The organism is Paraburkholderia franconis (genome assembly GCF_009362735.1).
GTDB lineage: Bacteria > Pseudomonadota > Gammaproteobacteria > Burkholderiales > Burkholderiaceae > Paraburkholderia > Paraburkholderia franconis.
In genome coordinates, this window is sequence record NZ_WHNP01000078.1 from 17,631 (window position 1) to 28,723 (window position 11,093).

At 61.5% G+C, this 11,093-nt stretch carries 13 protein-coding genes; 4 read left to right on the forward strand and 9 right to left on the reverse strand.

The features are described 5' to 3' along the window. Positions 1–59: 59 nt before the first annotated feature. From GCT13_RS39755 to GCT13_RS39770, 4 genes are all read right to left on the reverse strand, one after another. Positions 60–1,517, reverse strand: coding sequence for an aldehyde dehydrogenase family protein (locus GCT13_RS39755; RefSeq protein WP_152767385.1), 1,458 nt, complete (start codon positions 1,515–1,517; stop codon positions 60–62). Next, positions 1,514–2,791 (reverse strand): NAD(P)/FAD-dependent oxidoreductase, encoded by a 1,278-nt coding sequence (locus GCT13_RS39760; RefSeq protein ID WP_152767396.1) that lies wholly within the window; start codon positions 2,789–2,791, stop codon positions 1,514–1,516. The genes GCT13_RS39755 and GCT13_RS39760 overlap by 4 nt, the downstream gene beginning before the upstream one ends. Positions 2,792–2,874: 83 nt before the next feature. Beyond that, complete coding sequence (locus tag GCT13_RS39765; RefSeq protein ID WP_152767386.1) at positions 2,875–3,777, reverse strand: GNAT family N-acetyltransferase; 903 nt, start codon at positions 3,775–3,777, stop codon at positions 2,875–2,877. 53 nt (positions 3,778–3,830) lie between these two features. Continuing rightward, a complete protein-coding gene (locus GCT13_RS39770; RefSeq protein WP_152767397.1) occupies positions 3,831–4,235 on the reverse strand; it encodes a RidA family protein in 405 nt (134 codons plus the stop codon). Positions 4,236–4,401: 166 nt separating this feature from the next. Here GCT13_RS39770 and GCT13_RS39775 point away from each other — a divergent pair, with 166 nt between their 5' ends. After that, positions 4,402–5,322 (forward strand): LysR substrate-binding domain-containing protein, encoded by a 921-nt coding sequence (locus GCT13_RS39775; protein ID WP_152767387.1) that lies wholly within the window; start codon positions 4,402–4,404, stop codon positions 5,320–5,322. Between the two features lie 54 nt (positions 5,323–5,376). On the opposite strand, the gene GCT13_RS39780 is transcribed toward GCT13_RS39775, so the two are convergent. The 5 genes from GCT13_RS39780 to GCT13_RS39800 all read right to left on the reverse strand — a co-directional run bounded on the left by GCT13_RS39780 (position 5,377) and on the right by GCT13_RS39800 (position 9,838). Beyond that, positions 5,377–6,702 (reverse strand): NAD(P)/FAD-dependent oxidoreductase, encoded by a 1,326-nt coding sequence (locus GCT13_RS39780; RefSeq protein ID WP_152767388.1) that lies wholly within the window; start codon positions 6,700–6,702, stop codon positions 5,377–5,379. 2 nt (positions 6,703–6,704) lie between these two features. Further along, positions 6,705–7,439, reverse strand: a complete 735-nt coding sequence (locus GCT13_RS39785) for a cupin domain-containing protein (protein WP_321574923.1) — start codon at positions 7,437–7,439, stop codon at positions 6,705–6,707. A 104-nt stretch (positions 7,440–7,543) separates the two neighbouring features. Beyond that, on the reverse strand, positions 7,544–8,353 hold the full coding sequence (locus GCT13_RS39790; RefSeq protein WP_152767390.1) for an amino acid ABC transporter ATP-binding protein: 810 nt from the start codon (positions 8,351–8,353) through the stop codon (positions 7,544–7,546). A gap of 7 nt (positions 8,354–8,360) precedes the next feature. Further along, positions 8,361–9,017 carry an amino acid ABC transporter permease gene (locus tag GCT13_RS39795; protein WP_152767398.1) on the reverse strand — a complete coding sequence of 219 codons (657 nt, stop codon included), beginning with the start codon at positions 9,015–9,017 and terminating at the stop codon, positions 8,361–8,363. Positions 9,018–9,250: 233 nt separating this feature from the next. Continuing rightward, complete coding sequence (locus tag GCT13_RS39800) at positions 9,251–9,838, reverse strand: ABC transporter substrate-binding protein (protein ID WP_321574924.1); 588 nt, start codon at positions 9,836–9,838, stop codon at positions 9,251–9,253. Between the two features lie 44 nt (positions 9,839–9,882). Between GCT13_RS39800 and GCT13_RS51450 the strand changes: the two genes are divergently transcribed. The 3 genes from GCT13_RS51450 to tnpB are packed head-to-tail and all read left to right on the forward strand — an operon-like array spanning position 9,883 to position 10,933. Then, complete coding sequence (locus GCT13_RS51450) at positions 9,883–10,182, forward strand: transposase (RefSeq protein ID WP_227747248.1); 300 nt, start codon at positions 9,883–9,885, stop codon at positions 10,180–10,182. Next, positions 10,167–10,589 carry an IS66-like element accessory protein TnpA gene (tnpA, locus tag GCT13_RS39810; protein ID WP_152767392.1) on the forward strand — a complete coding sequence of 141 codons (423 nt, stop codon included), beginning with the start codon at positions 10,167–10,169 and terminating at the stop codon, positions 10,587–10,589. The genes GCT13_RS51450 and tnpA overlap by 16 nt, the downstream gene beginning before the upstream one ends. Beyond that, positions 10,586–10,933: an IS66 family insertion sequence element accessory protein TnpB gene (gene tnpB, locus GCT13_RS39815; protein ID WP_152767393.1), complete on the forward strand. Its 348-nt coding sequence runs from the start codon at positions 10,586–10,588 to the stop codon at positions 10,931–10,933. Before tnpA ends, tnpB begins: the two co-directional genes overlap by 4 nt. Positions 10,934–11,093: the final 160 nt, after the last annotated feature.

Sequence of the window (11,093 nt, forward strand, 5' to 3'; positions counted from 1 at the left end):
TTTAGAAAGCGAATAGAGTCGACGCTGGCGTGTTATCGCGTCGGGTATCGCAGCCCGTTTCAATCGTAGAACCCGAGGATCGACTTCACTTCCATGTACTCTTCCATGCCTTCTATCCCGTACTCTCGACCATTGCCGGACTGCTTGTACCCGCCGAATGGCGCTTGCGGGTCCCAAGCCGGATAGTTCAGATGCACCTGGCCTGAACGAATGCGCGCTGCGACCGCTTGCAACAGTGCCTTGTCTGCGCCTTGAACATGCGCGCCGAGCCCATAAACCGTGTCGTTCGCGATCGAGATAGCTTCTTCGACCGAGTCGTAGGGAAGGATGGCAAGGACCGGGCCGAAGATCTCCTCCTGAGCAATCCTCATCTTTGTACCCACTTCGGAAAAGATCGTCGGCTGTGCGAAGAACCCCCTGCTCAGGCCGGCCGGCCTCCCTGGTCCACCGACGAGCAGCAGAGCGCGTTCGTCGATGCCGGCTTCGATCATCTCCTGCACCCTGCCGAACTGCGCACGATTGGCCAACGGACCGTGTGTCGTCGCATCGGCGAACGGATCGCCAACGATCATCTGTTCCGTTGCCGCGACGGCCAACGCTTCGACCCGCCGCAACACGTCGCGCGGCACGATCATCCGCGTCGGCGCGCTACACGACTGACCCATGTTCCGAAACGCTGCAGCAACGCCGAGCGAGGCGGCACGCGGCAGATCGGCATCGGGTAGCACGACGTTCGGCGACTTGCCGCCGAGCTCCTGCGCCACGCGTTTGACCGTCGGCGCAGCTGCCTGCGCAACCAGGACGCCCGCACGCGTCGAGCCGGTGATCGACACCATATCGACTTGCGAGTGTGACGCCAGCAACGTCCCGACCTCCGGTCCGCTGCCGCTCACGAGGTTGAATACGCCCGCCGGAACGCCAGCGTCCGCGATGACTTCAGCAAACAGCAAGGCGCTCAGCGGCGAGAGCTCACTAGGTTTCAGCACCACCGTGCAGCCGGCTGCGAGTGCCGGGCCGACCTTCGCCGTAATCTGATAGATCGGCCAGTTCCAGGGCGTGATCAGCGCGCAGACGCCGATCGGCTCGCGAACGACCGCGGTCGTACCCCGCTGAATCCGGAACGGGTAGCTAGCCAGATTGTCGCGCGCGACCCGGACATGTTCGGCCGCGAGCGGCACATGTGCGGCGCGCGCATATCTGATGGGCGCGCCCATTTCCGTTGACAACGCAGCTGCGAACAGTTCGGCGCGCTCCAACATCAGCGTATGAACCCGGTCGAGCAGCGCGGCACGGTCTTGCGGCGAACTTGCCGACCAACCTGCGAAAGCCTTACGCGCGGCGAGCACTGCCCGCTCGGCGTCGCGCGCGTTGCCAAGTGCGATCTCGCAGACTGCGTCCTCGGTGGACGGCGAGATAACGGCGATTCGATCGCTGCCATCGGGGGCAGTCCACTCGCCGTCGATGTAAAACCGGTCGAGCCGTCCCGCTTGCATCAGGTGCTGAACAGGTAAAGTCATTGCAGCGTGTCCTTGATTCGATACCATGCCCCAACGAATGGCAAAAACCACGGCTTGCCAAAGTGGCCGGGGATGGCAGGCCAGTCGAAGTCTTTCCACGGGTTCAGATCGACGCGTCCGTCCATGATCTCCGCCATCAGCGTGCCCATCAACGTGGCCATGTGCGTGCCATGGCCGCTATAGCCCATCGAGTAATAGACACCGTCACGCTGGCCCGCGCGCGGCAGGCGGTTGGCGGTCATGTCGACCATGCCGCCCCAGCAATAGTCGATGCGCGCGTTCGCCAATTCGGGGAACACCGTGGCCATCTGCTGTCGCAAGATCAGCCCGCTCTTTTCGTCGGAGCGCGGGTTCGATGTCGCGAAACGTGCGCGTCCGCCAAAGAGCATCCGGTTATCGGGCGTTACACGAAAGAAATTGACGAAGTGCCTGGTGTCGGTCGCCATCCGGCGCGTGGGCAGCAACCGTTCGAGCAGGTCCTCCGGCAAAGGCTCAGTGACGATGATGAACGCCCCGACCGGCACGATTCTTCGCCGAACCCACGCGAACGGTCCCACCTGCGAGATGCCGCTCGCCAGGAGCACCTGCGGTGCGCGGATCTCTCCGCGCGGCGTCCGCACGATATAGGCGCCCCCAGAATCCCGCTGCAATCGCAGTACCGGCGCCTGTTCCAGAACATGGGCGCCACGCGCTTGCGCAGCTTTCGCGAGACCACGAACATAACGACCGACGTGCATCCCCGCGCTTTTCTTGAAGATCAACCCGCCGTGATAACGGTCCGAGCCGATTTCGTCACGAAGCTCTGCCTTGGCGACAAGGCGCGTATCGGGGTCCACACTTGCGGCCAGCAGCGCCTGACTTCGCGCGAGCTTATCGAAGTGCTCCGGTTTCGCCGCGAGTTTGAGCTTTCCCCTGCGAATGAAGTCGCAATCGATCGACTCCTCCCTGACCAACCGCTCAACCGTGTCGACACCCGCGTCGAACGCGAGATAGAGCCGGTTGGCCAGCTCCGTGCCGATCCGCTGCGAGAGTGAAGCGTAATCCTGCGCGAAGCCGTTGTTGCACATGCCGCCATTGCGGCCCGACGCGGCCTGTCCCACGGTCCCTGCTTCGCAGACGATGACGCGCGCGCCTTTTTTGGTGAGTGCCAAGGCCGCCGCCGAGCCGGTGATCCCTCCACCCACCACGACCACGTCGCACTTTCCGCCGTCCATGTCAGGCGAGTTGCTGACGAATGGCTCGGACGTATCGAGCCAGTAAGAACCGAAATGCATTACAAACTCCAAAGCGGCCGGGCGCGTGCTCATACCCGAGACCATGCGTGCAAGCGGCAAATAGGCCGGTCCGTAACGAGCGTCTAAAGCATGGCTTGACTGACTAGTGCGTACAAGCGGCAAACGGGATCGGGTGCGTCAATGTGTTCGTGGGCAGGCCCATTGAGAACCATCTTCGAGCAGATGTCCACACGCTGCAGTCCCTGTTCGCTCAGCCAATCGCTCAAACCTGTTTCCGAGGGCACGTCGATACGGATGAATTCGCCCTCTCGTCCGGTCAGCCAGTAGCCGATCAAGGCTTTTGCACGCGCGTCGTCACGAGAACGAAGCGCGACTACCGGGCCGATCACGTGCCCCCGGCCAAAGCGCCGCAACACCGAGAATCCGGTGATCTCGTCATCGCGTTCAAGTACGACGCTTTCCCCGCGCTCGAGCACGGCGGACAAAAGCGCATGGCGCTCGAGGCCCGCAGCGCGCGAAGCCAGTTCAACGAGGCCGGGAAAGTCGGCGGGGATCCCAGTGCGCAGTCGCTCACCATCGAGCAACTCAACGGGCAGAGGCTTACCGGCGTTCCCTTGATGTTGCTCCAACGATCCACACACGCTGAAGCCGAGCTTTTCGTAGAGCGGCCGACCGGCCGGCGTCGCATGGAGAAATGTGATACGTGGCCCTAACTCTTCGAGGACGATCTCCATCAGCTTGCGGCCGATACCCCGGCCCTGGTGCGCCGACGACACGATGACGTGACCGAGTGAGGCCCGGTCGGCGCCGAACTTCCAACACATCGCAGTACCAATGACGACACCCCGCTCTTCGGCCACGAACGCTATCGCCGTTTCGGCGGAAAACTGCCAGTCTTCCGGTCTATATGGCCAACCCAGTGCCATAGAGAGCACGTGAGCCGCGGATACGTCGGCCGGAGTGAACTTGCGATACCGAAGACTCGTGGCTGAGGCAGAGCCGTTCGAGAACGAATCGTGTTTCATTAATCTGCTTTCGTGAATGTTTCCGTTTCGCCTGAAGTGCAACCCGCTCGGGGCTACACCGCCGCCACCGCTTCGACTTCGATCTTCAGGCCGTAATGCAGCGCAGGAACCGGCACGACCGCGCGAGCGGGTCTCGCATCGCCGGCCCAACGCGCAAAGATCTCGTTGAACTTCGCCCAATGCCCGACATCGACGATATAGACACGGACCTGGACCAGTTGCCTGATTTCGCTGCCAGCGCCGGCGAGCGCCGAAGCCAGATTCGCCAGAACCTGCTCGGCTTGGTCTTCAAAGGCGCTGTCCGCAAGTTTTCGTCCGCTCGAGTCGATCGGAAGTTGGCCCGATACAAAGATGAGACCATTTGCGATCGAAACGTGACTGTAGTGCCCACCCGGCGTTGCCAGCCCGGCGGGGTTCATTGTCCGGGGTTGCTGCGCACCGTGTTCGTTCCGGTCCATCAAGGCCACTCCAAGGAAGAGTACGTCGTTGAATGTGCAGGGCGCTCGCCAGCCTTGGGGCAAGATTGACTGCGCACCGCCGTTGGCAAGCCGATGCGACGTACTATAGGAAAAATTATTTCTATCGTGTTTAATCTCGAATGAATCCATCGTTAACGGATCGTTAATGCTTCAACTGGAAGACATGCAGCTGCTGCGTGCGCTCGGCGTATCGCAATCGCTTGCGGCCGCGGCGAGGTTGTTGGACCTGACGCCGCCCGCGGTCACGGTGCGTCTTCAGCGCATCGAAGAGCGGCTGGGGGTGAGTCTTGCGACGCGCGCAGCGAGAGGCATCTCGCTCACTGACGAAGGGCACCGCCTCGTTCAGGAAGCCATCGACATCCTGGAGCGGATCGAGTCCATTCCATCGCGCGTCTCCGGGGCGTCGGCTGGTGTAAGTGGTCATTTGCGCGTCGTTGCTCCATTCGGATTCGGCAGGGAATATGTCGCGCCGCTCGTCCGGGACCTGCATCGCTCACACCCCAATCTGGCGATTTCGCTGATTTTGGTCGAAAGTCCGCTCGCGTCTGCGTCGGGCGCCGACGCAGTCGTCTCGATCGGCCACATCAAAGGCTCTTCCTGGGTGGGACATTTCCTGGCGCCGAACGACCGCCTTCTTTGTGCAAGCCCCGGCCTTGCACGTTCGCTGTCAAAGCTCAAGCATCCCTCCGAATTGACCCAGCACCCTTATCTGACCTTACGAGAAAACGATGAGGATGTGACGCGTCTGCGTTTTGCTCAGCACGATGCCGCAGGCAAACGCATCAGCAAGGGCGTGACGGTCCGCTTGAGCAGCGCGTTGTCTTCGAACGACGGCACCGTCGTCCGAGGCTGGGCCGTCGACGGACTCGGCGTTGTCGCGCGATCCGAATGGGATTGCGCGCGGCTGATCGCAAAGGGGAAACTGAAGCGCATTTTGCCGGCATGGCACCTCGAACCTGCACCGGTCATGGCCCTGACGCCCACGCGCCAAGGCCTGACCATTCGTCAGCGTGTGTTCCTGGAAGCTGCGAAGCGAGCCTTCAACCCGGTGCCCTGGCGCAGTTGAATCAACGAGGCGCCGCCGGCGCCACGAATGCATTGCGCCGCGTCCCGGCGCCATCTAAAAATCAGCGACCTTGCCCCATGCAGAGGAGGCGAATCGGCTCGGTCGATACGGTGTGGGGTCCACGATGGGCTCGGCACCGGTGGCGAGATCGGCGATCAGGTGGCCTGCACCTGGGCTTATCCCGAAGCCGTGCCCTGAAAAGCCCGCTGCCAGGATCAATCCCGGTACGCCCGGTACTTCGCCAATTCCCGGAACGCCATCCGGCGTGCTGTCGACGAAGCCTGCCCATGCATGCGTAATCTGCGCGTCGCGTAGTTCGGGCAGCAGTTCGATGGCGCGGCGATGCGTTTCGGCGACCGTCGCCCGATCGGGCTTCGGATCCAGGATGCGCATTCGCTCCATCGGCGTCGGCGCATCGAGCCGCCACCGCTTCACCGTTTCATGGCCGCCACGAACGCCCTCGAGGCCCCCCGGAAGAAGGCTGCGCCAGCGCGCGGCGAACATCGGCACGAATTGCGGCGCGAAACACAGGAATTGGCTCGTCACATCGACGCGCGCCCGCCCGCTGATGGCCAGCGCGTAGCGTCCGTCGTTTCGGCGAGTAACCGATACGCCGGAGGTGAACAGCGCATCGGGCAAACGATGTTCCACGGGAGAGACGCTGAGGATCGATTGACGAATCGATGCCTGCGGAAAACGGATGCCGAGCTGTCTGCAGAACGACGACGCCCAGGCGCCACCCGCAAGCACCACGGTCCGGGTCTTGATCACGCCGGCTTCCGTGACGACGCCGCTGACCCGCCCGCCCTCCAGTTCGAGGCCGCGGGCCGCGCACGCCTGGATGACACTGCCGCCTAACTTCATGAGCGCAGTTGCCACGGCCGGCGCGGCCTTGCCGGGGTCGGCCGTGCCGTCGGTCGGCGAAAAGACGCCGCCTTTCCAGGCTCGCCCGGTCACTCGCCCCCGCTCGGTAGCCTGCCGGCTGTCGAGCATGTAAGTTGTCACGCCCGCGGTCTTCGCAAAGTCGCCCCAACTGGCCCAACGGGACAATTCGGCGTCGTCATTGCTGAGGTACAGCAGCCCGCACCGATGAAAGCCCGTGTCTTCGCCCGTTTCGATCGCAAATCGTTCCCAAAGGTCGAGGCTCTTGCTCGCCATCGGCAATTCGCGCGCGTCACGGTTCTGCTGCCGGCACCAGCCCCAATTGCGGCTCGACTGCTCGGCGCCGATTCTGCCCTTCTCGACCAGCGCGACTGAAACCCCGCGCCGGGCCAGGTAGTAGGCGGCAAAGACGCCAATGATGCCGCCGCCGATCACCACCACGTCGGCGGCGGCTGGCAGCGTGGGCGAAGTTTGAATCTGCTGCAGCGGGGGCGACATGATCAGCCTCGCTCGGTGGAAGTCTGAATGTTCTGCGTCACGTAGAATTTCGCTACGCGCTCGCTGCTCTCCCATCCGATCGGCGCGCCCTGAGGCACAAAAATCGCGTCGCCGGTGCCAAGCGACAGCACGCTGCCATCAGGCGCCGCGAACCGCACCTTCCCGTCCACGAGATGCATGAACTCGTTCACGCGATGCGGGCGAACGATCCGATGGTAAGGCGTCGAATCCCACGTACCCGCGCGGTACCCCGCGCTTTCATCGGTGAATACGTTGTCACTTCGGCATTGCGGGGCGGGACCCAGCAGCACCTCAGCCGGTAGTGTTGCGGACGGCTTGAAGTCAGCGTCGACGCGCAAGGGGAACAGGCCGCTCTTCGTGGGGCCGTTGTAAAGCGCCACACAGGACACGAAAACCGTGCGTGATTCGGCCCTGACGCGAAGCGTGGTGCCGCCACCGATCACCACGCCCGCTTGCGGGCCGAGTACCAACGGCGCCATTCCGGCCGCTTCCAGCGTGAGCCTGCCTTCGACAACGACGATGGTCTCGGTGTGCGGAAAGGCCGCTACGTCGAGCTCGCCAATAAAGCTCACACGGCCCGCGGCCATCGAGTCGGGTCCTTCCCAAGCAATCTCCCGATGTTGCGCGAACGGGTCGTTGGTGCCGAATGCCGCTCTCCGGAAGGTGGTTGAAACAGGCGCGCCGTCGGCACGGTGCAATACGAATGCTACGGTCACTTTTGCTCCTACGGATCTAGCGGGTGATGGTTCGTTTATCTAGTTGCAATTAAATCAGCAACGGCTTTGCGCCTATGCTGAATTGGGAGGTCCAAAGCGCAGTTTCATGCGCTTTTGAGGGGGTTCACGGCAGTTCTCGCGGTGCAAGACGGCGCGCTCCCGTTGTGGGCGTGCGGATCTTCGATGTGGTGTGTCAGCACATGGCGCAAAAATTCTCGCGTACGCGCTTCCCGCGGCGAGCCGAGCACTTCTTTCGCACTACCCTCCTCGATGATGAGGCCCGCATGCAGAAAGCAGACACGATCGGCCACTTCGCGGGCGAACCCCATCTCATGCGTGACGACGAGCATCGTCATCCCTTCGCGCGCCAACGTGCGCATGACACTCAGCACCTCGCCCACGAGTTCCGGGTCAAGGGCGGAGGTCGGCTCGTCGAACAGGATGGCCTTAGGCTTCATTGCGAGCGACCGCGCGATCGCGACGCGTTGCTGTTGGCCCCCCGAGAGCTGATGCGGATACGCGTCGATTTTCTGGCCGAGGCCGACCTTGTGCAGCAACTCGATTGCCTCGCGCCGTGCCTGCCCGACCGGCTCGCGCTTCACGTGTACCGGCCCCTCCATTACGTTCTCGACCGCAGTACGGTGTGGGAACAGATTGAAGCGTTGGAAGACCATCCCGACCTGGGTGCGCAGCTGATTGATATGGCGAGAGCGCTGCTCGACGACTTGATCCAGCAGTTTGATCTCGCCCGAATCGTAGGACTCGAGTGCGTTGATGCATCGAAGCAGCGTCGACTTCCCTGAACCCGATGCGCCGATCAGACAAACGACCTCGCCCTCAGCCACCTTCAACGTAATGCCTTTGAGCACCGGCACGTCGCCGAAGCTTTTATGGACGTTCGTGATTTCGATCATTGCAGCCTCACTTCACCTTGTGTTTCCCGAAGCGCCGTTCGAGCGTCCTGGTCAAACTCATCAACGGAAGGCTCATCGCGAGATATCCGGCCGCCACAAGTGTGTAGACCTCCAGGTTCTGGAACGTGGCGGCTGCGATCAGCGATCCTTGACGCGTCATCTCGGAGACAGTGATCGTCGATGCGAGAGACGAGTCCTTGAGCATCGACACAAGTGTGTTGCTGTAGGGCGGCAGCGCAACCTTAATCGCTTGGGGAAGAATCACCCGGGTCATGGTCTTGATGCGGCCCATCCCGATCGATTGCGCGGCTTCGTATTGACCTTGATCCACCGATTCGATGCCCGACCGGATGATTTCGGCGACATACGTGGAATATCCGAAGGCGAGCCCCACGATGCTCGCTTGCAGCGCGCTCATCTGCAGATGGATCGAGGGAAATACGAAGTAAATGTAGAACAGCAGTACGATCATCGGCAGCCCACGGACGAGGTTGATCAACGTGGTGGCCGCGCGCCTGACCGGCGCATGCCGTGACATCTTCAGGAGCGCCCAAACGAGACCGAGCACGGTACTTAGAATCAGACAGCTAACGGTGATGAAGATCGTCATCCCGGCCCCCTGAAGCACGATCGGGACAAATTCGACTACGTCGCTCCAACGCATGATTTGCCTTTCTAATAATCGCTCCACTGCATTACCCGGCGTCGATCTTCGTCGTAGCCGCCGAGCACCGATCGGCTCGCACGCTACGCTCGGATACTTGCGCACACCGGGCCGTCTCCTTACCTATCGGCCATACTCACGAACGCCCTTCTGGCCGGGTCGCGGCTGACGCAGGATCCAGCCAGAAATACGTCGCGATCCACCCCTGCAAGAATCGATCGGACGTCCTCGTGTCAACCACCGAAGTTCCATTTTTTCAGGATGCCGTCCAGCGTTCCATCCGCCTTGATTTTTGCCAACCCATCGTTGATCTTCGCAAGCAACGCAGCATTTCCCTTCTTCACACCAAATGCAATGGGCACCTTCCGCAGCGGCGTAAACCCATCCACAACCCGACAGCCCTGCAGCGTGCCCGCCGCTTCCTGCGCCTTCCAGACTGGATAGTCGTTGAACGCTGCCGCAATACGGCCTAACGCGACATCGCGCGCCATATCGGACCCCGTGTTGTACAGCTTGACCTCCTTGAAGATGCCAAGCTTCATCAGTTCATCTGAGGTTTCCTCGCCGACGCCCGCTCCGACAACCGTGCCCTTCAGATCTTGAATCGTGCGGTAGTTGTTCTTGTCCGAAGCATTGACGATGATCCCTTTGCCAAAAAACGCCACCGGCTGCGAGAAGTCGATCACCTCTTCACGCTTCGTCGTCGGCGTCATGCCCGCAACGATGAGGTCGATCTTGTCGGAGATGACGGATTGGATCAGTGCCGAGAGTAAGCAACTCGTGAGTGCCGTTCTGGACGGCGGATTGAGTGTCCGGGTAATTTGGTGTCCACCAAATTATTGCGGGCACCAAATTGGACAATACATTGAGGGCGCGCACGGCCGACGGTGCGTACAAGCGGCCTAATTTCCGGACCGATTTCAAGCGGCAACTGGTCGAGGAATCCTTTGAGCCGGGGGCGTCAGTAGCGTTGATCGCTCGTCAGAACGACATCAACGCCAACCTTCTGTTCAAGTGGCGGCGGCAATACCTTGAAGGTGCATACGGTTTGCCGACGTTGCCGGAGCNAGCAACTCGTGAGTGCCGTTCTGGACGGCGGATTGAGTGTCCGGGTAATTTGGTGTCCACCAAATTATTGCGGGCACCAAATTGGACAATACATTGAGGGCGCGCACGGCCGACGGTGCGTACAAGCGGCCTAATTTCCGGACCGATTTCAAGCGGCAACTGGTCGAGGAATCCTTTGAGCCGGGGGCGTCAGTAGCGTTGATCGCTCGTCAGAACGACATCAACGCCAACCTTCTGTTCAAGTGGCGGCGGCAATACCTTGAAGGTGCATACGGTTTGCCGACGTTGCCGGAGCATGCGAAGCCGACATCCGATTGCGAGGCAACGCCATTGTTGCCAGTGAACATCGTTGCCGACGCGGCGACCGAGCCGGCGGCGACGCCCAATGCGAGCGAATCGCTCTCAAATGTCTTCGAGATTGAGTTTGAGCGGGCATGCCTGCGCATTCGTGGCGAGGTGTCGCCAGACACACTGCGGCTGCTGATTCGCGAGTTGTCGCGATGATCGGCCTGCCGGCGGGCACACGCATCTGGATTGCCGCAGGGGTGACCGACATGCGTTCCGGGTTCCAGGGTCTGGCCGCGAAGGTACAGACGGTCCTTCAGGAGGAACCGCATGGCGGTGACGTGTTTATCTTTCGTGGCCGTCGAGGTGACCTGATAAAAATTCTCTGGGCTACCAGCGACGGGCTGTGGCTGCTTGCAAAACGACTCGAACGTGGCCGCTTCGTCTGGCCGAAGGCCGATAGCGGCAAGATCCACCTGACCCAGGCCCAACTCTCGATGCTGCTTGAGGGCATCGACTGGAGGCAACCGCGTCGCACCGCCGAACCAATGTCGATGTTGTAAACCACGCGGGACCTGCGTAAACTGCGCGGCATGCCTGATGCCAGCGATCTTCCTGACGACATCGATGCACTCAAGGCCCTGTTGCTCGAGGCGAGGGCGTCCCTGGCCGAGCGAGATCTGGAAATTGAACAGCTCAAGGCGCAAATCGATAAGCTCAAGC